Origin of the sequence: Streptomyces sp. NPDC002742 (genome assembly GCF_042888885.1) — a bacterium.
Lineage (GTDB): Bacteria > Actinomycetota > Actinomycetes > Streptomycetales > Streptomycetaceae > Streptomyces.
Genome location: NZ_JBIAQF010000015.1, coordinates 224,250 through 246,293, shown reverse-complemented (window position 1 = coordinate 246,293; position 22,044 = coordinate 224,250). Strand labels below are relative to the sequence as shown.

The window sequence follows — 22,044 nt, the reverse complement described above, 5'->3', positions numbered from 1 at the left end:
TTGGTTGTTTGTTTTTTTTGGTTGTTGTTGTTGGGTGGGGGGGTTGGGTTTTGTGTGTTTTTTTTTGTTTTCTTTTTTTTGTTTTTTGGGTGGGGGGTGGCGTGGGGGGGGGGGGCCGCCCCGCCGCGCCCCCCCGCGACCAGGGCGTACAGCAGGGTCTCCTCGACGACCTCGCGCTGGGCCGCACTGCCGCCGACGCGGCCGAGAACGGGAAGGAGCGCGTCCAGCCCCCGGGCGGCTTCGTGGAAGCGTTCCTCGACGAGGGCGGCGAAGGCCTCGCAGAGGGGGACGACGACCTCGCGCTGCACGGGATCGGCCCCGGCGGCGTGGTCGCGCAGCCGGCGCAGTGCCGCGAGGTCACCGGCGGCGGTGAGGGCGACCGCGGCGTGCAGCGCGGTGAAGGCGGTCGCGGGCCGTTCCACGATCTCGCGGGCGACGCTGTCGAGGACGTCCGCCACCGGCACCCGCCCCCGCCAGCTGTCGCTGAGCCGGGCCCGCCACAGCAGCGACCCCGAGTCGACCAGGGCGCGTACGCCGGTCACCCGCCCCGGCGAGAGCTGGGCGAACCAGCGTCTGCGGACGGCGGCCCTGTCGTCCAGGGCCAGTTCGTGCAGGGCGATGTGCCAGGAGAAGTGCGCCCGGTGGACCGCGCCCCGGCCGTGTCCCGACACCCAGGAGTCCAGCCATTCACGGCCGGTCTCGTGGGCCCCGGACTCGTAGTGGACGTGGGCGAGCGCGTGCACGGCGTGTCCGGAGGCCGGTTCGGCGGCCAGAGCCCGCCCGGCCAGCTCGGCGGCCTCGTCGTAGCGGCCCTGTTCCTGGCGCAGGAAGGCGAGGAGCGAGGCCGGGAACCAATGGCCTTCGTACGCGGGCGAGACACGCTCGACCAGGCCCAACGCGTAGGCCGTGTCGAGATCGTTGATGCCGGAGAAGGCGATGGTGGGCACGGCTACGGCGAGCGCCAGCGCGTCGGCGGGGTGCGCCGCGAGGTGCCCGAGCAGTGCGCCGGCCCCCGCGTCCGGAAGGTCACCGTGCACCCGGCGGGTCACCACGTCCACGAAGGAGCGCTCGCGTTCGTCGGCCCGTTCCCGCGCGCAGCGCTGCGCGTCGGCCAGCGCCCGCGGTACGTCGACGTCGGCGCCGCACTCGTGGCCCAGCAGGGCGAGGGCCGCGTGCCCGAGCGCGAAGCCGGGGTCGAGGGCGACGGCGCGCGAGAAGGCGGCCTCGGCACCGGCCCTGACCTTCAGGACCCGTTCGAGGCCGGTGCGGTGGGCGGCCGCGGCCTCGGCGTGGGTGGACAGCGGGAGCCCGTGCGCGTCGACGGGCCGACGGCGGGCGGGGCGTCGCCGCCGAGCCAGCGGTTCGAGCAACTCCTGGGCCAGTTCGGCGGCTTGGACGCGGATCTCGGGGACTGCGGTCGTCTCCCACAGTTCGCCGCGGCGCGGTGCGCCGAGGGTGAACACCGGCAGCGTGGTCCGGCCCCCGGCGTCGAGGAGGCGGCCGTCACGGGTCGCGACGCCCAGGCCGAGCGGGCCGGTCACGGCGGCACCCGTGTCGAAGAGCGAGCGCCACAGGGGGTCTTCGGGGCGCGGCCCCGGTCCGGTGCAGTCGATCACCCAACCGGCGGTGAGGTGAAGGCCGTCGGAGAGCGTGACCAGCACGGAGCCGTCGGGCCGCGCGACGGCGTCGGTGATCCCGCCCGTGTGGACGCGCAGCCGCCGGGCCGTGCGCGCGCGGGCCACCGACTCGGCCGTCGTCGGCGCCATCCGGTGCCGGTGGGTGTTCCACAGCGTGCCCTCCCGCCGCAGGAACGCGGCACGTTCCTCGGGTGTGAGGCTGCGCCACAGGCGCGCGGTGTGCGGCCGCAGGCTGTCGAGCGCGGGGCGCCAGTCGCCATGGGCGCGCACGGCGCGGCCGATGTGGCGGTAGACGGTCCGGCGCAGCGTGGACAGGGTGGGTGCGTCGAGCCCTTCGGGCGCGGCCATCGCCGGGGCGGGGCTCAACGCGTGCGGCTGCGGCAGCAGACCGGTGCGGGAGAGGGCGTGCACGGTGCGTCCGGGACGGTCGAGGCTGAGCGCGAGGTCGACCGCGGTGAGTCCGGTGCCCACGAGCAGGACATCGGGGCTCGCGCCGTCCTGCTCGCCGTCCTCCGCGCGGGCGGCCGGTTCGGCGAGCGGCCCGTCGAGGGCTCCCGGCGCCCAGGGGGAGCCGATGAACCGTTCGGAGGTACGGAGTCCGTGCGGGGCCCAGTCGCCTGTCGTGGCCGCCGGTCCGGTGGCGAGGACCACGCTGTCGGCCAGGAGGCTCTCCCCGTCCGCGAGCCGGAGCTCCAGTCTGCCGTCCGGGGTGGGAGCGCAGCCCTCCGCCCTGGTCCGCAGCCGGTGCACGGTGACGGTGCCGTGGGCGTGGACGATCGCCCGGGCCAGGGTGTCGGCGAGATAGGCGCCGTAGCGGTAGCGGGTGGCGAAATCGGCTCCTCCGACGGTGGGTTCGCCGTGCCGGCACAGCCAGCGGGTGAAGTGGCCGGGGTCGTCGGGGTAGCAGCTCATGCCGCCGGCGGGCACGTTCAGCCGGTGCCGGGGATCGGTGGTGGCGTAGGCGGTGCCGCGTCCGGCCTCGGGGGCGGGGTCGACCAGGACGAGGTCGAGGGGTGTGCGCCGGCGGGCCGCTGTCTCGCACAGCTGCACGGCGGTGAGCGTGCCGGCGGCGCCCGCTCCGACGATGGCCACGGTGTGCCGCTCGCGGGCTGGATTCACGGATACCTCCGGCGTGGTCTGTCGCGGAACCGGCAAGCGCAACTCCTCCTTCGCTCTGCGACCGAAGAGGCCGGAGAGGGCTCCCGGAAGGGGAGTCTCACGGAAATCTCAGGGGTCCGGTAAGTCGCTTCATACTCTGTTCACAATCGAGGGCCGCCCGGCAACCGTGGATTCAGGCCGTCTCCCCGCGCGTCTTCACCGGAATCTCAGGCCGGAGCGGCCGGATTCAAAGAATCAACCCATGGAAGTCGCGCAGGATGCCCCCGCAGTGGTGGTGAGCGAAGAACCGACGAAAGGCGTTCCGTGGGCGTCCCTGAGATATCGAATCGGCCCGATTCCGCACCGGCGGCTCCGGGACGGGCACGGCTTCGTCCGGAGCGTCCGTCCTGGTCACGGCGGGGAATCCTCGCTGCCTTCGGCGCCGCCGTACCGGCTCTCGCGCTGAGCGGGTGCGGTGACCCGGCGGACGCCGCCGAGGGGAAGGGCGCGACGGCGACCGACGACGCCGGGGCCGGGACGACGCCAAAGGCCCAGGTGAGCGTGGCCACCGTCACCGTCTCCCCCGCCGACGGCACGAAGAAGGCCGACTTCACCAGCCCGGTCGAGGTCCGGGTGGCGAACGGCACGCTGTCGGCGGTCGAGGTGGCCGGCAACGACGGTTCCGTTCTGGCCGGATCCTTCAACGACGACCGTACGCGGTGGACCTCGGCCAGGAATCCGTATTCGGGCACCAGATACACGGTCACGGCGAAAGCGGCGGGTGCCTCGGAGCACACCGCGACCTTCGTCACGAAGTCCCCGGGCGAGACGTTCGCGGGCTATTTCACGCCCGAGGCGAATTCCACGTCCGGGGTCGGCATGCCCGTGTCGATCAACTTCACGAAGGCCGTGACGGACCGGGCCGCCGTCGAAAGGGCCATCACGGTGACGTCGGAGCCCGCGGTCGAGGTGGTGGGTCACTGGTTCGGGAACACCCGGCTCGACTTCCGTCCCGCGCGGTACTGGGCGGCGGGCACGAGGATCACGCTGAGCCTGCGCCTCAAGGACGTCGAGGGAACGGAGGGCGTCTACGGCGTCCAGTCCAAGGACGTCACCTTCCACATCGGCCGCCGCCAGGTGAGCACCGTCGACCTCGCGAAGAAGACCATGACGGTCGAGCGGGACGGGGCGGCCCTCGCCCGTTACCCGGTCAGCGGCGGCGCCGCCGACCACACCACCTGGTCCGGGATCATGGTGATCAGCGAGCGGTTCAAGGAGACGCGGATGGAGTCCTCGACCGTCGGGCTCGGCGACGAGTACGACATCGCGGACGTGCCGCACGCCCAGCGCCTGACCACCTCAGGCACCTTCATCCACGGCAACTACTGGGCCGCGGCCTCGGTGTTCGGCAGCGGCAACACCAGCCACGGCTGCATCGGCCTGCACGACACGAAGGGCGCGAACGACAGCTCCGTACCGGGCTACAGGTTCTACGAGAGCTCGATGCTCGGTGACGTGGTGGTCGTCCAGAACTCGGGCGAGCGGACCGTCGAAGCGTCGAACGGCCTGAACGGCTGGAACCTGTCGTGGGCCGACTGGAAGGCCGGAAGCGCCGTTTGACGGCCGCCGTCCACCGAGCGGGCGCCAACTGGCCTCACCTTCAGGCTCGTTCGAGGAGACCCCTTCTTTCACGGCGTGAACTCCCTGACGGCTAAAGGACTTTCTCGGCTTCACCTCTTGACGACCGGAGTGACAGAGAGCACATTGGCCGCGCAGCTGCTGTGAGAGCGCTCTCAACTGGCCATGGGAGCGCTCTCACACCCCCACCCGCGCACCCCACACTCCGTACGCGAAGAGGCACCCATGAGTGAAACTTCCGGCACACCCGTCAGACGCGGCTCCGTCCGGCGCGTGCTCATCGCCGTGTTCAGCACGCTGAGCCTGGCGGCGGCCGCCGCCACCGCGGCCACCCTCCCCGCGAACGCGTCCGCCCCCACACCCCCCACCGGCTGGTCCCAGGTCTTCCTCGACGACTTCAACGGGGCCGCGGGAAGTGGCGTCAACACCGCCGACTGGCAGTACACGACGGGCACCAGCTACCCCGGCGGGCCCGCCAACTTCGGTACCGGCGAGGTCGAGACGATGACCTCCAGCACCAGCAACGTCGCCCTGGACGGCGGCGGGAACCTGCTGATCACCCCGCGCCGCGACGCCTCGGGCAACTGGACCTCGGGCCGCATCGAGACCAGGCGCACCGACTTCCAGCCGCCCGCCGGGGGCAAACTCCGCATCGAGTCGCGGCTGCAGATGCCGAACGTGACCGGCGCCGCCGCCAAGGGCTACTGGCCCGCCTTCTGGGCGCTGGGCGCGCCCTACCGCGGCAACTACCAGAACTGGCCGAGCGTCGGCGAACTGGACATCATGGAGAACGTCCAGGGCCTCAACACCGAGTGGGCCACGATGCACTGCGGCACCAACCCGGGCGGCCCGTGCAACGAGACCAGCGGCATCGGCAACAACACGCCCTGCACGGGCACGACATGCCAGGCCGGCTTCCACACGTACGCGATGGAGTGGGACAGGTCGACGAGCCCCGAGGAGATCCGCTTCTACCTCGACGGCGTCAACTTCCACACGGTGAAGGCGAACCAGGTCGACGCGACCACCTGGACGAACGCCACCAACCACGGCTACTTCATGATCCTGAACGTGGCCATGGGCGGCGGTTTCCCGGGTGCCTTCGGCGGCGGTCCGGACAGCGGCACGGTACCCGGCCACCCGCTCGTCGTCGACTACGTGCAGGTGCTCCAGTCGGCCGGCGGTGGTGGCACCACTCCGCCGCCCACCGGCAACCGTGACGCGTACAGCGCCATCCAGGCGGAGTCGTACGACGGGCAGAGCGGCGTCGGCACCGAGACCACCACGGACACCGGCGGCGGCCAGAACATCGCCTCGATCGCGAACGGCGACTACGCGCTCTACAAGGGGGTCAACTTCGGCTCCACGGCGGCCACCCAGTTCTACGGCCGGGTCGCGAGCGGCGCGGCGGGCGGGGTCAGCGGCCTGGTCGAGGTTCGCCTCGACAGCCGTACGAGCACTCCTGTCGGCAGCTTCGCCCTGGGCAACACCGGTGGCTGGCAGTCCTGGAGGACCGTGCCCGCGAACATGGGCTCCGTGACCGGAACCCACGATGTCTATCTGACCTTCACCAGCGGCCAGCCCGCGGACTTCGTGAACGTCAACTGGTTCGACTTCGGGCACTGAGGTGAGCCACCGGGATCTCGGCTGCCGGAAGTACGGCCGCTGAGGTTCGGCCACCGAGGGGGGCGGACCGAAAGGTCCTCCCCTCTCAGCGCAGTTCGGCCCGGAAGGCCACCGGGGTCGCTCCCGTGTGCTGATGGAAGAACTTCGAGAAGTTGGCCGCGTCCGGGAAGCCGACGGCGACCCCGATGCGCCCGATCGCCATGTCCGTGTGGGCGAGGAGCCGCTTGGCCTCCAGGACGACCCTCTTGTCGATGAATCCCTTGGGCGTCTCGCCGGTGGCGGCGCGCACCGCGCGCACCAGGGTGCGGCGCGAGTATCCGAGGGTGTCGGCGTAGGCGCTGACGCTGTGGTTGACGGCGAAGTCCTTCTCGAGCGCGTCCCGGAAGCGGGTGAAGGTGGTGTCCGTGTGCTCGCGGGCCGCCTCGGCGGAGCTCACCGCGAGGTGGGCGAGGCGCAGCAGGAACGCGGTGAGCGAGTGCCGCAGCACCGAGGTGTGCAGGCTGAGCGGCAGCGTGGTCGTGTCGACGTACTCGCGCTCCAGCTGGGTGAGCGAGTGCTCCAGGGCGACGAGCCGGCCCGCGTCGGGGCGCAGCAGCGGGGGCAGATCGTAGCGGTACAGGCCGGTCGCCTCGACGGTCGCGCGGGGAAGGAAGCCGGGCTGCATGGTCAGGACGGTGCCGCGGTAGCGGTCGGTGCTGGAGAAGCGGTGGACCTGGCCGGGCCGGATCCACAGGACGTCGCCCGCGTGGGCCTCGTGCTCGGCGAAGTCGATCATGTGCCGGACGGGCCCCTCGTGGAAGAGCATCACGACGTGGAAGTCGATGCGGTGCACGCGTTCCAGCGGGGCGTCGGCGTGCCAGGTGCGCCCGGACCCCATCGCGCCGACCTGCATGCCCACGCCCGACAGGCTCAGATCGGCCGGGAACGGGAACGTCCTGATCCCGTCCTGGCCGCCTGCGCCCTCGACGCCGCCTTGGATGGTTCTGTCCGTCATGTCCTTCTCGCGTCGGCTCGCCACGACCCTGCGTGTCCCACTTTCACCGAAGGCTGACACACGGGCACCTTCCCCGGCAAAAGTCTGACTTTTAGGTTTGAACGCGGAAACCACTGTCCGCTCATTCCGTGAGGACTTCTTGAAGATGAGTACGCAGAGCTCCGACGGCGTCACCTGGACCGAGCTCGACCGCCGCGCCGTCGACACCGCCCGCGTTCTGGCCGCCGACGCCGTGCAGAAGGTCGGCAACGGTCACCCCGGAACCGCGATGAGCCTGGCCCCGGCGGCGTACACGCTCTTTCAGAAGGTGATGCGTCACGACCCGGCGGACCCGGAGTGGACCGGCCGCGACCGCTTCGTCCTCTCCCCCGGCCACACCTCGCTGACCCTCTACACGCAGCTCTTCCTGTCAGGCTATGAACTCGGCCTCGACGATCTGAAGGCGTTCCGTACCCACGGGTCCAAGACGCCCGGTCACCCCGAGTACGGTCACACGGCGGGCGTGGAGACCACGACGGGTCCGCTCGGCCAGGGCGCCGCCAACGCGGTGGGCATGGCGATGGCCGCCCGTTACGAGCGCGGCCTCTTCGACCCCGAGGCCCCCGAGGGCGAGTCCCCCTTCGACCACACCGTCTGGGCGATCGTCTCCGACGGCGACCTGGAGGAGGGCATCTCCGCCGAGGCGTCCTCGCTCGCCGGCCACCAGAGGCTCGGCAACCTCGTCTTCCTCTACGACGACAACCACATCTCCATCGAGGGCGACACGGCGACGGCCTTCTCCGAGGACGTGCTGGGGCGCTACGAGGCGTACGGCTGGCACGTGCAGCGGATCGAGCCCGCGCCCGACGGCGACATCGACGTCCACGCCCTGTACACGGCGCTCAAGGCGGCGCAGGCCGAGACCGGGCGCCCCTCCATCATCGCGATGCGCACGGTCATCGCCTGGCCCGCACCCAACGCGCGGAACACCGAGGCCGCGCACGGATCGGCGCTGGGTGCCGAGGAGATCGACGCCACCAAGCGGATCCTGGGCTTCGACCCGGAGCGGACCTTCCAGGTCGACCCGGAGGTGCTGGCCCACGCGCGCCAGGCCCTCGACCGGGGCGCCGAGGCGCACGCCGACTGGGACAAGCGGATCGGCGCGTGGCGCGCCGAACGGCCCGAGAACGCGAAGCTCTTCGACCGGATCGTCGCGGGCCAGCTGCCCGAGGGCTGGGAGACCGCGCTGCCGGTGTTCGAGGAAGGCGCGTCCGTCGCCACCCGCGCCGCCTCCGGCCAGGTCCTCCAGGCGCTCGGCGCCGTGCTCCCCGAGCTGTGGGGCGGCTCCGCCGACCTGGCCGGCTCGAACAACACCACCATCGACAAGACGTCGTCCTTCCTCCCCGAGGGCAACCCGCTGCCGGAGGCCGACCCGTACGGCCGCACGATCCACTTCGGCATCCGCGAGCACTCCATGGCCGCGGAGATGAACGGCATCGCGCTGCACGGCAACACCCGCGTCTACGGCGGCACCTTCCTGGTGTTCTCCGACTACATGCGCAACGCCGTCCGCCTCTCCGCGCTGATGCAGCTCCCGGTGACGTACGTCTGGACGCACGACTCGATCGGTCTCGGCGAGGACGGCCCGACCCACCAGCCGGTCGAGCACCTGGCCTCGCTGCGCGCCGTCCCCGGTCTGAACATCGTCCGCCCGGCCGACGCCAACGAGACGGCCGTCGCCTGGGGCGAGATCCTCAAGCGGCACGCCACGAACCCGGCCCCGCACGGTCTGGCGCTCACCCGTCAGGGCGTGCCGACCTACCCGGCCAACTCCGGCGCGGCGCGCGGCGGTTACGTGCTGCGGGACTCCTCCACCGAGACCCCGGACGTCCTCCTCATCGCGACCGGCTCCGAGGTGCGGCTCGCCGTCGCGGCGCGCGAGCTGCTGGAGGCCGAGGGGGTCGGCACCCGCGTGGTGTCGATGCCGTCGGTCGAGTGGTTCGAGGAGCAGTCCCCGGAGTACCGGGCCGGTGTCCTGCCCCCGTCCGTGAAGGCCCGCGTGGCGGTCGAGGCCGGCATCGGTCTGACCTGGTACCGGTACGTCGGTGACGCGGGACGCATCGTGTCGCTGGAGCACTTCGGCGCCTCGGCCGACGCCGGGACGCTGTTCGCCGAGTTCGGCTTCACAGCCGACCGCGTGGCCGCCGCCGCGCGGGAATCCCTTACCGCAGTCCGCGGTTGATCCGATCGCACAAAGGAAGATGATCACTGTGACCGAAGCAACCGCGACCGCGGTAACCCTGAAGCGCCTCTCCGACGAAGGCGTCTCCGTCTGGCTGGACGACCTCTCCCGCAAGCGGATCGAGTCCGGCAACCTGGCCGACCTCGTCGCGACCCGCCACGTGGTGGGCGTCACCACGAACCCGTCCATCTTCCAGGCCGCCATCGGCTCGGGCGAGGGGTACGAGCGGCAGCTCGCCGACCTCGCCGTGCGCGGGGTGACGGTCGACGAGGCCGTCCGCATGATGACGACCGCGGACGTGCGGGCCGCCGCCGACATCCTGCGCCCGGTGTTCGAGGCGACCGACGGCCGTGACGGCCGGGTCTCCATCGAGGTCGACCCCCGGCTCGCCCACCACACCGCCGCGACGATCGCCGAGGCCAGGCAGCTCGCCTGGCTGGTCGACCGTCCCAACGTGATGATCAAGATCCCCGCGACGAAGGCCGGACTCCCGGCGATCACCGAGGTCATCGGCCTCGGCATCAGCGTCAACGTCACGCTGATCTTCTCGCTGGAGCGCTACCGCGAGGTCATGGACGCCTATCTCGCGGGCCTGGAGAAGGCGCAGGCCGCGGGCATCGACCTCGCCGGCATCCACTCCGTCGCCTCCTTCTTCGTCTCCCGGGTCGACAGCGAGATCGACAAGCGGCTCGCGAAGATCGGCACCGACGAGGCCCTCGCGCTCAAGGGCAGGGCGGCACTCGCCAACGCCCGGCTGGCCTACGAGGCGTACGAGGACGTGTTCGGCTCCGCCGACGGCTCGGCGGAAGGCGGCGCCCGCTGGACGGCCCTCGCCTCCTCCGGCGCCCAGAAGCAGCGCCCCCTGTGGGCCTCCACGGGCGTCAAGGACCCGGCGTACAAGGACACCCTGTACGTCGACGAACTGGTCGCGCCGGGCACGGTCAACACCATGCCCGAGGGAACACTGAACGCCACCGCCGACCACGGCGACATCCACGGCGACGCGGTGACCGGCGGCTACGAGGCGGCCCGTGCCGACCTGGCCGCGGTCGAGGCGCTCGGGATCTCCTACGACGAGGTCGTGGGACAGCTGGAGGACGAGGGTGTCTCGAAGTTCGAGGCGGCCTGGGAAGATCTTCTCGACGCGGTGACGACCTCGCTGCGCGGCAAGGGAGTTGAGGGGGAATGACCAAGGGTGAGACGCTTTCCGACGGCAACCCGAAGGGTGCGGCCACCGCGCCGCAGGGATCCGGTGACACGGCCGTGGAACCGGGCGGCCTGACGCCCGAGGCCCTCGCCGAGGCGCTCGGCGTCCCGGCGGCCGACTGGGACAACCCGCTGCGCGACCCGCGCGACCGCCGGCTGCCCCGGATCGCCGGCCCCTCCGGTCTGGTCATCTTCGGCGTCACCGGCGACCTGTCCCGCAAGAAGCTGATGCCGGCCGTGTACGACCTCGCCAACCGCGGTCTGCTGCCGCCCGGCTTCTCGCTCCTCGGGTTCGCCCGTCGTGACTGGGAGGACCAGGACTTCGCGCAGGTGGTGCACGACTCGGTGCGCGAGCACGCGCGGACCGAGTTCCGCGAGGAGGTCTGGCAGCAGCTCGCCGAGGGCATGCGGTTCATCCCGGGCGACTTCGACGACGACGCGGCCTTCAAGCAACTGCGTTCGTCCGTCGATGAGTTGGACGCCTCCCGGGGCACCAGCGGCAACTACGCCTTCTACCTCTCCGTACCGCCGAAGTTCTTCCCGAAGGTCGTCCAGCAGCTCAAGAAGCACGGGCTGGCCGACGCTCCGGAGGGTTCCTGGCGGCGCGCGGTCATCGAGAAACCGTTCGGCCACGACCTGGCGAGCGCGCGCGAGCTGAACAGAATCGTGCACGACGTGTTCGACCCGGACCAGGTGTTCCGGATCGACCACTACCTCGGCAAGGAGACCGTCCAGAACATTCTGGCGCTCCGCTTCGCCAACCAGATGTACGAGCCCGTATGGAACCGGTCGTACGTCGACCACGTCCAGATCACGATGGCCGAGGACATCGGTATCGGCGGCCGGGCCGGTTACTACGACGGCATCGGCTCCGCCCGTGACGTGATCCAGAACCACCTCCTCCAGCTCATGGCGCTGACCGCCATGGAGGAACCGGCCGCCTTCGACGCCGAGTCGCTGCTCGCCGAGAAACTCAAGGTCCTCAAGGCGGTGAAGCTGCCGGAGAACCTGGGCGAGCACACCGTGCGCGGCCAGTACGCGGCGAGCTGGCAGGGCGGCGAGAGGGTGCGCGGCTACCTCCAGGAGGACGGCATCGACCCCGCGTCGACGACCGACACCTACGCGGCCGTCAAACTCCAGGTGGACAACCGCCGTTGGGCGGGCGTCCCGTTCTACCTCAGGACCGGCAAGCGCCTCGGCCGACGGGTCACGGAGATCGCGGTGGTCTTCCAGCGCGCCCCGCACTCCCCCTTCGACTCCACGGCCACCGAGGAGCTCGGCGCCAACGCGATCGTCATCCGCGTCCAGCCCGACGAGGGCATGACGGTGCGCTTCGGATCGAAGGTGCCGGGTACCTCGATGGAGATCCGGGACGTCACCATGGACTTCGCGTACGGCGAGTCGTTCACCGAGTCCAGCCCGGAGGCGTACGAGCGGCTGATCCTGGATGTCCTGCTCGGCGACGCCAATCTCTTCCCCCGTCACCAGGAGGTGGAAGAGTCCTGGAAGATCCTCGACCCGATCGAGGGGTACTGGGACACGCACGGCAAGCCCGCGCAGTACCCCTCGGGCGGTTGGGGCCCGAAGGAAGCCGACGAGATGCTCGCACGAGACGGACGGAGCTGGCGCAGGCCATGAAGATCGATCTGACCGATACCACGGCAAGCAAGATCAACAAGGCACTCGTACGGGGGCGCCGTGCCATCGGCACCCCCGCCGTGGGCATGGTCCTGACGATGGTCATCGTCACCGACGAGGAGAACGCGTACGACTCCATCAAGGCGGCCGAGGAGGCCTCCCGGGAGCACCCCTCGCGCACCCTGGTCGTCATCAGGCGCGTCGCCCGCACCCCGCGCGACCGCACCAACTCCCGCCTGGACGCCGAGGTGCGCGTCGGCTCCGACGCGGGGACCGGCGAGACGGTCGTTCTGCGGACGTACGGCGACGTCTCGGACCACGCCGACTCGGTGGTCCTGCCGCTGCTGCTGCCGGACGCCCCGGTCGTCGTCTGGTGGCCGGTGGACGCGCCCGAAAACCCGGTCAAGGACCCGCTGGGCGCCCTCGCGCAGCGCCGGATCACCGACATGTACGCCGTCGAGACCCCGCTCCAGGCGCTGGACGCCCGCGCCGCCTCCTACGCGCCGGGCGACACCGACCTGGCGTGGACCCGGCTCACGCCGTGGCGCTCGATGCTGGCTGCGGCCCTCGACCAGGCCCGTACGAAGGTGATCTCGGCGACCGTCGAGAGCGAGGCGCAGAACCCGAGCGCCGAACTGCTGGCCCGCTGGCTGGAGGCCCGCCTCCAGGTCAAGGCCGAACGTGTCGTCACCGCGGGCCCCGTGGTGACGGCCGTCCGGCTCGGCACCGACAACGGCGAGATCGTGATCGACCGCCCCGAAGGCCCGCTCGCGACCCTGTCCCTGCCCGGCCAGCCCTCCCGCACCCTGGCCCTGAAGGTGCGCTCCACCTCCGAGCTGATCGCCGAGGAGCTGCGCCGCCTCGACGCGGACGAGATGTACGCCATCGCCCTGCGCGGCGAGGCCACCGAGGAGACCCCCAGTCATGTCTGACCACACCAAGCCCACACGCCGTCCGGAGTGGGTGGCCCTGGAGGACCACCGCGCGACCGCGCTGCTCCACCCGCGGCTGCGTGACCTGTTCGCCGCCGACCCCGCCCGCGCCGAGCGCTATGTCGTACGGGTCGGCGACCTGCGGATCGACTACTCCAAGCATCTGATCACCGACGAGACCCTGGCGTTGCTCCAGGAACTGGCCACCGCCACCGATGTGTTCGGGCTGCGGGACGCGATGTTCCGGGGCGAGAAGATCAATACGACCGAGGACCGGGCGGTGCTGCACACCGCGCTGCGGGCGCCGCGGGACGCGGTGGTCGAGGTCGACGGGGAGAACGTCGTGCCGGCCGTGCACGCCGTGCTCGACAAGATGGCCGGCTTCGCCGAGCGGGTCCGCTCGGGCGAGTGGACCGGGCACACCGGCAGGCGCATCAAGAACGTCGTCAACATCGGCATCGGCGGCTCCGACCTGGGCCCCGCGATGGCGTACGAGGTGCTGCGCCCGTTCACCGACCGCTCGCTGACCCTGCGGTTCGTGTCGAACGTCGACGGCGCCGATCTGCACGAGGCGGTACGGGACCTGGACCCGGCGGAGACGCTGTTCATCGTCGCCTCGAAGACGTTCACCACGATCGAGACGATCAGCAACGCCACCTCCGCGCGCGCCTGGCTGCTGGCCGGACTCGGTGAGGAGAAGGCGGTGGCGCGGCACTTCGTGGCGCTGTCGACGAACGCCGAGAAGGTCTCCGACTTCGGGATCGACACCGCCAACATGTTCGAGTTCTGGGACTGGGTCGGCGGACGCTACTCCTACGACTCGGCGATCGGCCTCTCGCTGATGATCGCGATCGGCCCGGACCGCTTCCGCGAGATGCTCAACGGCTTCAACCTGGTCGACGAGCACTTCCGCACCGCCCCGGCCGAGGCCAACGTCCCTTTGCTGCTGGGTCTGTTGGGTGTCTGGTACGGCAACTTCCACGACGCGCAGTCGCACGCCGTGCTGCCGTACTCGCACTACCTGTCGAAGTTCACCGCGTATCTCCAGCAGCTCGACATGGAGTCCAACGGCAAGTCCGTGGACCGTGACGGCCGCCCGGTCGAGTGGCAGACCGGCCCGGTGGTGTGGGGCACGCCCGGCACCAACGGCCAGCACGCGTACTACCAGTTGATCCACCAGGGCACGAAGCTGATCCCCGCCGACTTCATCGGCTTCGTCAACCCGGTCGATGAACTCAGCGACGAACTGGCTTCGCAGCACGACCTGCTGATGGCGAACTTCTTCGCGCAGACGCAGGCCCTGGCCTTCGGCAAGACCCCGGACGAGGTGCGTGCCGAGGGAGTGCCCGAGGAACTGGTGCCGCACAAGACGTTCCAGGGCAACCACCCCACGACCACGATCCTGGCGAGGGAGCTGACCCCCTCGGTCCTCGGCCAGCTGATCGCCCTCTACGAGCACAAGGTGTTCGTCCAGGGCGCGATCTGGAACATCGACTCCTTCGACCAGTGGGGCGTCGAGCTCGGCAAGGTGCTCGCCAAGCGCGTCGAGCCGGCCCTCACCGAGGGCGCCGACGTGCCCGGTCTCGACCCCTCCACGGCCGCCCTCGTGGCCGCTTACCGCACTCTCCGAAAGTAGTGAACTGACAATGCAGCTCGGACTCATAGGCCTCGGCAAGATGGGCGGCAACATGCGCGAGCGCATACGCCGCGCCGGCCACACCGTCATCGGCTACGACCGAAATCCGGACCTCGCCGACGTGCACAGCCTCACCGAACTCGTGGGCAAACTCGAAGGCCCGCGCGTGGTCTGGGTGATGGTGCCGGCCGGCGCCCCCACCCAGTCCGTCATCGACGAACTCGGCGATCTGCTGGAGGCCGGCGACACGGTCGTGGACGGCGGCAACTCGCGCTGGACCGACGACGAGAAGCACGCCGAGGAGCTGGCGGCCAAGGGCATCGGCTTCGTCGACGCGGGCGTCTCGGGCGGTGTGTGGGGCCTGGAGAACGGCTACGCGCTGATGGTCGGCGGCGACGCCGAAACCGTCGAGAAGGTGCGCCCGGTCTTCGACGCGCTCAAGCCCGAGGGCGACTTCGGCTTCGTGCACGCCGGCAGGGTGGGCGCGGGCCACTTCTCCAAGATGGTCCACAACGGCATCGAGTACGCCATGATGCAGGCGTACGCCGAGGGCTGGGAGCTCCTGGAGAAGGTCGACTCGGTCACCGATGTGCGCGAGGTGTTCCGGTCCTGGCAGGAGGGCACCGTCATCCGCTCCTGGCTGCTCGACCTCGCGGTCAACGCCCTGGACGGCGACGAGCACCTGGACAAGCTGCGCGGCCACGCGGAGGACTCCGGCGAGGGCCGCTGGACCGTCGAGGCGGCCATCGACAACGCCGTCCCGCTGCCCGCCATCACGGCCTCCCTCTTCGCGCGCTTCGCGTCCCGCCAGGACGACTCGCCGCAGATGAAGATGATCGCGGCGCTGCGCAACCAGTTCGGCGGCCACGCCGTCGAGTCGGCGAAGTAGGGAAGGACCATGGGCGATCTCATCCTGGTCCGCCACGGAGAGACCGAGTGGACCCTGACGGGACAGCACACCAGCTGGACCGATCTTCCGCTCACCGGGCACGGCGAGGAGCAGGCCAAGTCCCTCGCGCCGTTCTTCGCCGGGCGCTCCTTCGCCCAGGTCCTCACCAGTCCCCTCGACCGCGCCGTCCGGACCGCCGAGCTCGCGGGGCTGTCCGGCGCGCGGATCGACCCCGATCTGCACGAGTGGGACTACGGCGGCTACGAGGGAGTCACCACCATCGCCGTCCACCGGGCCCGGCCCGGCTGGGTGCTGTGGAAGGACGGGGTGCCGCCCGGCCCGGACGGCCACCCCGGCGAGTCGCCCCGCGAAGTGGGAGTGCGCGCCGACCGGGTGCTCTCCCGGGTGGACGCCGCGCTCTGCAACCACCCCGGTGACGTGGTGCTGGTGGCGCACGCGCACTTCCTGCGCGTCCTCACGGCCCGCCGGCTGGGGCTGCCGCCCGAGTCGGGGCGGCTGTTCCAGCTCTCGACCGGAACCGTCAGCCGACTCTCCACCGAGCACGGCGATCCGGTGATCGCCACGTGGAACGAGCCGGGGACTTCCGTCGCGGTCCACTAGTTTCCACGGTGGTGTGGAAGCCGAAAGGTTTCCGGTCCGTGGAAGCCGAAGAGGTTTCCGGTCCGCCCGCTCGGGCGGACCGGACCGACCCGGTGGCCGGGGCTCCGCCGCGTCCGAGGACGCCGGGTCGTCATGGTGGTTCGCGCGTATCGTCGGCAGACTGCCGCCCGCCGCGCGCAAGCGCGCCGGGCGGCCTCGGTCACGTCGCCGGTGGCGAGGGCGACGCGCGGAGAGGGAACCTGGGCGATCCCACGTCGGCCCGCCCTGCTTCTACAATCGCGGGCACCGACCGTCCCGCCCGAAGGAACCCGATGACCAGCGCCGAAGAACCGGCACGACCTGGCGGGCGCATCCGTGACGCCGCCCGCACCAAGGCCGAGATTCTCGACGTGGCGACCCAGGAGTTCTCCCGCGCCGGTTTCGCGGGTGCCCGGGTCGACGAGATCGCCGCCCGCACCAGCACCACGAAGCGGATGATCTACTACTACTTCGGCGGCAAGGAGCGGCTCTTCACGGCGGTCCTGGAGCGCGCCTACGCGGTGATCCGGCACGCCGAACAGGAGCTGGACGTCGAGCATCTGGACCCGGTCGCGGCCATCCGCCGGCACGCCGAACTGACCTTCGACCACCATGAGGCGCACCCCGACTTCATCCGCCTGGTGACCATCGAGAACATCCACGAGGCCGAACACATCGCCACCTCGGAGGAGTTGGGCAGTATCGGCTCGCCCGCGCTCGACGTGATCGGCCGGATCCTGGCGGCCGGCCGGAAGTCGGGTCTGTTCACCGCCGACGTCGACGCCGTGGACCTGCACGCGATGATCAGCGCCTTCTGCTTCTTCCGGGTCTCGAACCGCCATACGTTCGGCGCCCTGTTCGGCCGCGACCTGATCGCGCCCGACCAGCGGGAGCACTATCGCGCGATGCTCGGCGACATGGTCATCGCCTATCTGACCGCGGACCGCGCGGCGGACTGAGCACGGGAAGATCTTCCGGTGGGACCCGTCTGCCCCCACCGGCGCTGGTCCGCGCCCGCGAACGGCTCGAACACCTCCGCCGCGAACGTCTCCGGCTCACGACGCACCACAGCGATCTCGTCGGAGTCGCACACCCTCCGCCTGGGCCTGGACGGGCCGGAGGATCCGGGCGGGCAGGGCCCGCAGAACGATGGATCACCGGGGCCCGACGCCCGAGGAGCATCGGCCCGGTCCGGCGGCACCCGCCAGTCCCGAGAGCCTCCTCGGCCCGCCGGCAGGCCCGGTCGACACGACAAGGCCCGCGCTATGGGTTGACGTACTCACAGCACCTGCATAGCTTGCGTCTTGCACAATCGAATTGAATCGTTTCAAAACAATTCGAGCCGTCACCCACCCGCCCTGGCCTGCTCATTCCTCGGCGGAGCATCGTCGCGTCCGGATCATCAAGGGAAGCACCCCAACCTCGGAGTACGCATGATCATTTACGGCAGAAGGCATCTACCCCGCAGACGCGGCCCGGTCGGCACAGCCATCTCGCTGGGCCTCGCCCTCGTCCTCGCCGTGCTCGCCCAGCCGATGGCACCGTCCGCCACAGCAGCGACGCCGGCTCTCGTCTCCGCGGAGCATGCGGCCCGTTCCAAGGCGCCCCGGGTCCCCAGTGACTGGCGGGAGTACGTCCGGACTCCGAAGCGTTCCGATGTGTGCCCGGTTTCCGTGGTCGGCACGTCAGGCTCCGTCGAAGGCGTCCGGAACCTTCTGTGCGGCGGGTCGGGCGGGGCGACGCTGACCTACGTCGACGGCGGAGAAGCACCGACCATCCTTCTCGACTACGCCCAAGAGGTAGGCGGCCTGCCCTACTTCGACGTCTCCGCCAAGTCCGGGTCCCCGACCCTGAAGGCCGCGTACAGCGAGGGCCTGCAGTACATGAGCCCGTCCGGTGACGGGTCGCCACCGTGGGCCGACGGCGACAGTTCCCGGTCCGACACCTACCAGGTCTCCGGGCCGGGCACGATCACCAACCGCTCCGCGCAGGGAGGCGAGCGGTACCAGCGGATCACGCTCTCCACGCCGGGCCGCCTGACACTGGGCAAGGTCGGAATCAGCTACATCGCCGACCGCACCCAGGCAGACGGGTACGGGGGCCACTTCCTCTCGAGTTCGGACGAGCTGAACAAGATCTGGTACGCCGGTGCCTACACCTTGCAGACCGATCTCGTTCCGGCCAACTCCCTTCCCGGGTCCTGGTCCGTCCAGGACGGCGCTCTGAACGCCGGCGGTTCGAAGATCAATGACGGTGCCGGGGTCCTGAATCGTGGAACCTCCTGGAGCGACTACACGACGACCTTCCGGACGAGGATTCTCCACAACCAGGCCGGGTGGATGGTCCGCGCCCAGAACTCTCAGAACGGCTACCTGTTCATTCTCGACGACAGCACCGACACCGGCGGTGCCCCGAACACGCTGCAGAAGTTCAACGTCCATGACGGGGCCTACACCAGTCTCGGCTCCGTGGCACTGCCGTCCTCCATGGACGAGGGGGCCTGGCACACAGTGGCCACCACGGCGTCCGGAACCAGCGTCACCATCTCGCTGGACGGCAGGCAGATCGACCGCGTCGACACGTCGGCTCTGCCCTCCGGCGCCGTCGCCAGTCCCGCTGGGACCATAGGGTTTCGTGAGTTCGGCGACGAGAAGGCGGCCTTCAAGGACCTCACTGTCGTCAGCGGTACGGGCACGACGCTCTACAGCACCCCTCTGACCACTCCCACAGCGCTCGCCGACTTCACCCAACCGGGGGCCAACGCGCTGGCGTCGGTCCTCGACGGAGCCAGGCGCGACCGTGCGATCTGGAGCGGCGACATCCTGGTCGAGGGCCTCACCGACTACTACTCCGTGAACAACCCGGAGTACATCAAGCAGTCCCTGAACCTGCTGGGCAGCCGGCAGCTTTCCAGCGGGTTCGTTCCCGGCGCCCTTCACCCGGCGACCGTGCCGCACCTCGGACCGCTCACCCCGGGCGACACGACCACCTACTCGGCCACGTACTCCATGTACTTCGTCGCGGGCCTGGCGAGCTACTACCTCCACACCGGCGACAAGGACTTCGTCACCAGGCAATGGCCCGTCGTCAAGCGTGAACTCGCCTGGAACGCGACGCGGCTCGACGGGAACGGCTTGTTCTCGACCAGAGCCGGAGTCGACGGCGCGGACTGGAACTTCTACGACAGCGACAAGGGCGGTGAGGTCTCCGCCTACAACATCCTCTACTACAAGACACTGCTCGACGGTGCGGCACTGGCGACCGCCGCAGGAGAGGCCTCACAGGCCGCCGCCTACAGGGCGGACGCCGAGACGCTGAGGACGCGGATCAACGAGCGTCTCTACGACTCGACGAGCGGCCTCTACAAGATCAGTGACACTCAGTCAGGAGTCGCGCAGGACGCCAACGCCCTGGCCGTCCTGTACGGAGTCGCGCCGTCCTCGAAGCACGAGGAGATCCTGGCCAAGCTCAAGTCGGCCCTGTGGAGCTCCCCTTACGGACCGCTCCCCTTCTCTTCCGACGCGGGCAACAGAGACCTGGTCAGCCCCTTCGTCAGCGGGTTCGAACTCCAGGCACGCCTGGCGGCCGGCGACACCGCGAACGCGCAGGAGCTCCTGCACGATGTGTGGGGTCACATGATCGCTCCGGGCCCGAACCAGACCGGGACCATGTGGGAGAACATCTCCGGCCGCGACGGGACACCTGGCCTGGGGTCGGGGACGAGCCTGTCCCACGGGTGGTCCACAGCCCCGACATCCGCGTTGTCGAGCTACGTCCTGGGCGTTCGTCCGGATACGGCGGGATACACCAGCTGGACGGTCCAGCCCCACCCCGGAGACCTCACCTGGACGCGAGGAAGTGTTCCCACCCCGCACGGCGACATCGACGTCCGCTGGACTGCCGGGACCGGCACTGACCGGTTCAGTCTGACCGTCGATGCCCCCAAGGCCACCGGTGGCACCATCGCGATCCCGGTCTCCGGCCAGGCCCGCACCGTCGCCGTCAACGGCAGGGTGGTGTGGCGCCACGGGGCCTTCACCGCTGCGGCTGGAGTCACTGGTGGCCACTTCGAATCCGGCTACGTCTACCTGAAGGTGAAGCAGCACGGCAGCTACAAGGTCACCTCACAGTAATAGGGCTTGGCCAGGTCGGTTGTGGTGACGTGTGTCCGGCCGGTCCGGCGTGGCGCTGATGGTGTGCGACGCCGGACAGGATTGCCGTGGTGCGTGGCGAGTTGGAGACGATCGCGGCAGAGGCGTTCGAACCGTTCACGCGCAAGAACCGGCGCCGGTGGTACATCGGCTCCCCGGTCCGACCGGAACAACCGCACCCTGTGGGGCATTTGGCACGCCGTCACACCGGATCCGACGATCACCGCCCCCCGAAAGGGTCGCGTCTGCGGCACCCTTGAGTGGTGACTCCGCGCACCCCGGCCGAATTCAGGGACGGCCGGTGTGCGCGGAGCCCTCACCGACCACCGCCGCCGGAGCGCCGGGCATGCCGACCGGCGGGCCGACGGGGCGCGTCACGTCCCCGACCCCGGCTCGCGATACGGCTCGGGATCCGCTCCGGCTCCGGCTCCGGCTCCGGCTCCGGCTCCGGCTCCGGCTCCGGCTCCGGCTCCGGCTCCGGCTCCGGCTCCGGCTCCGGGGGATTTCGTATCAGCGTCCGGGGATCCCGTACGCCCGCTCCACGTGCAGCCGCAGCACGAGCCGGCCGTCGCGGACCATGGCGGCACGGTATTCGTCCCAGTCGGGGTGCTCGCCGAGGACGTCCCGGTAGACCCGGATGAGCTCCTCGACCGTGTCGTCGTGCGGATCCCCGGCGACGGGCGTCAGGTCGGCCGTGCCCTCGACCACCGTGTACGCCCACCGGTCGGCGCTGGTCACGTGGTACGAGGCCCGCGGGTCCCGGCGCAGGTTGCGGGTCTTGGCGCGGTCGTCGGTGAGCGATACGCGGATGACCCCCTCGTCGGGGTAGTAGAAATGGCTGACGTTCGACAGCTGGGGCCGGCCGTCCTTCTTGAGGGTGACGAGCACCCCGCCCTTGTATTCGCCGAGCAGCTTGAGCAGTGCGTCCTGCGTCGCGTCCTGGGTCGCTTCCTCAGTCATATCGGTGTCAACGCTCCGGCTCCGGCACGTCATCCCGTACCGACGGTCTCTTTGACTCCGTCCGCCACCCGATTTGCGAGTAGACAGCGTCTACTCGGGCTGGTAGACAGTGTCTATGGACGAGCTGGAGACCACCGACCTGCGAACACGCCTGATCGACGTCGGAGTCGATCTCGTGACGACGGAGGGCGCGCAGGCGCTGACACTGCGGGAGATCGCCCGCCGGACCGGCGTCTCGCACGGTGCCCCGCGCCGCTACTTCCCGACCCATCTGGAGCTGCTGTCCGCCATCGCCCGCCGCGGCTTCGCCGACCTCCAGGACCGGGCGGCAAGGGCCGTCGGCGACGGCGGGACCGGCCCCCGCGCCCAGCTCACCGCCCTGGCGAAGGTCTACCTGGACTTCGCGCTGACCCGGCGCGGAATGTACGAGCTGATGTTCCGTCACGATCTGTTGGAGAGCAACCGGTTGGGACTCCGGGAGACCAGCCTGCCGATGTTCGGTGTGCTGGTGGACCTCGTCGGCCGGGTGCGCCCGGAGGCCGACGCCCGGATCCTCGCCGGTGCCCTGTGGGCGAACCTGCACGGCATCGCCCAACTGTGGTGCTGGGGAGCCCTGAAGCTCACGACGGGCGCCGACGACTACGAACCGCTGCTGCACGCGACGCTCGACGCGCACCTCGGACCGGAGGAACGGTGAACACACCCGGCTCGGGCAGCACCGCCCGCCGTCCCGTCACGACGGCCGCGCGGCAACCCGCCCCCGCGGTCGCGCACCGCCG

15 protein-coding genes are annotated in these 22,044 nt (G+C 70.3%); 12 read left to right on the top strand and 3 right to left on the bottom strand.

Going from position 1 to position 22,044, the window contains the following annotated elements; genetic code table 11:
- A partial coding sequence (locus tag ACFYW8_RS27180; RefSeq protein ID WP_389081435.1) for an FAD/NAD(P)-binding protein occupies positions 1–2,756 on the bottom strand: 2,756 nt, incomplete at its 3' end.
- 318 nt (positions 2,757–3,074) lie between these two features.
- Between ACFYW8_RS27180 and ACFYW8_RS27175 the strand changes: the two genes are divergently transcribed.
- Positions 3,075–4,355 (top strand): Ig-like domain-containing protein, encoded by a 1,281-nt coding sequence (locus ACFYW8_RS27175; RefSeq protein ID WP_389081492.1) that lies wholly within the window; start codon positions 3,075–3,077, stop codon positions 4,353–4,355.
- Positions 4,356–4,598: 243 nt separating this feature from the next.
- Positions 4,599–5,999 (top strand): glycoside hydrolase family 16 protein, encoded by a 1,401-nt coding sequence (locus ACFYW8_RS27170; RefSeq protein ID WP_389081430.1) that lies wholly within the window; start codon positions 4,599–4,601, stop codon positions 5,997–5,999.
- A gap of 85 nt (positions 6,000–6,084) precedes the next feature.
- Here ACFYW8_RS27170 and ACFYW8_RS27165 read toward each other — a convergent pair whose 3' ends face one another.
- On the bottom strand, positions 6,085–6,993 hold the full coding sequence (locus tag ACFYW8_RS27165) for a helix-turn-helix domain-containing protein (protein WP_389081425.1): 909 nt from the start codon (positions 6,991–6,993) through the stop codon (positions 6,085–6,087).
- 145 nt (positions 6,994–7,138) lie between these two features.
- Here ACFYW8_RS27165 and tkt point away from each other — a divergent pair, with 145 nt between their 5' ends.
- From tkt to ACFYW8_RS27120, 9 genes are all read left to right on the top strand, one after another.
- Positions 7,139–9,214, top strand: coding sequence for a transketolase (tkt, locus tag ACFYW8_RS27160; RefSeq protein ID WP_389081420.1), 2,076 nt, complete (start codon positions 7,139–7,141; stop codon positions 9,212–9,214).
- Between the two features lie 19 nt (positions 9,215–9,233).
- The gene (gene tal / locus ACFYW8_RS27155) at positions 9,234–10,403 is read left to right on the top strand and encodes a transaldolase (protein WP_389081415.1); all 1,170 of its coding nucleotides are present in this window, start codon (positions 9,234–9,236) and stop codon (positions 10,401–10,403) included.
- Positions 10,400–12,058, top strand: a complete 1,659-nt coding sequence (gene zwf / locus ACFYW8_RS27150; protein ID WP_389081410.1) for a glucose-6-phosphate dehydrogenase — start codon at positions 10,400–10,402, stop codon at positions 12,056–12,058. Before tal ends, zwf begins: the two co-directional genes overlap by 4 nt.
- Positions 12,055–12,990, top strand: coding sequence for a glucose-6-phosphate dehydrogenase assembly protein OpcA (gene opcA / locus ACFYW8_RS27145; protein ID WP_389081405.1), 936 nt, complete (start codon positions 12,055–12,057; stop codon positions 12,988–12,990). Before zwf ends, opcA begins: the two co-directional genes overlap by 4 nt.
- The gene (pgi, locus tag ACFYW8_RS27140; RefSeq protein WP_389081400.1) at positions 12,983–14,626 is read left to right on the top strand and encodes a glucose-6-phosphate isomerase; all 1,644 of its coding nucleotides are present in this window, start codon (positions 12,983–12,985) and stop codon (positions 14,624–14,626) included. The genes opcA and pgi overlap by 8 nt, the downstream gene beginning before the upstream one ends.
- 10 nt (positions 14,627–14,636) lie before the next feature.
- Positions 14,637–15,515, top strand: coding sequence for a phosphogluconate dehydrogenase (NAD(+)-dependent, decarboxylating) (gnd, locus tag ACFYW8_RS27135; protein WP_365872585.1), 879 nt, complete (start codon positions 14,637–14,639; stop codon positions 15,513–15,515).
- A 9-nt stretch (positions 15,516–15,524) separates the two neighbouring features.
- Entirely contained in the window at positions 15,525–16,136 is a 612-nt protein-coding gene (locus ACFYW8_RS27130; protein WP_365872583.1) for a histidine phosphatase family protein, read from the top strand.
- Positions 16,137–16,447: 311 nt separating this feature from the next.
- A complete protein-coding gene (locus ACFYW8_RS27125; protein ID WP_389081393.1) occupies positions 16,448–17,113 on the top strand; it encodes a TetR/AcrR family transcriptional regulator in 666 nt (221 codons plus the stop codon).
- A gap of 474 nt (positions 17,114–17,587) precedes the next feature.
- The gene (locus ACFYW8_RS27120; protein WP_389081388.1) at positions 17,588–20,287 is read left to right on the top strand and encodes an alpha-L-rhamnosidase C-terminal domain-containing protein; all 2,700 of its coding nucleotides are present in this window, start codon (positions 17,588–17,590) and stop codon (positions 20,285–20,287) included.
- A 528-nt stretch (positions 20,288–20,815) separates the two neighbouring features.
- On the opposite strand, the gene ACFYW8_RS27115 is transcribed toward ACFYW8_RS27120, so the two are convergent.
- A complete protein-coding gene (locus tag ACFYW8_RS27115) occupies positions 20,816–21,265 on the bottom strand; it encodes a PPOX class F420-dependent oxidoreductase (RefSeq protein WP_365872577.1) in 450 nt (149 codons plus the stop codon).
- A 115-nt stretch (positions 21,266–21,380) separates the two neighbouring features.
- Between ACFYW8_RS27115 and ACFYW8_RS27110 the strand changes: the two genes are divergently transcribed.
- The gene (locus ACFYW8_RS27110) at positions 21,381–21,962 is read left to right on the top strand and encodes a TetR/AcrR family transcriptional regulator (RefSeq protein ID WP_389081381.1); all 582 of its coding nucleotides are present in this window, start codon (positions 21,381–21,383) and stop codon (positions 21,960–21,962) included.
- The last annotated feature ends 82 nt before the right edge of the window (positions 21,963–22,044 follow it).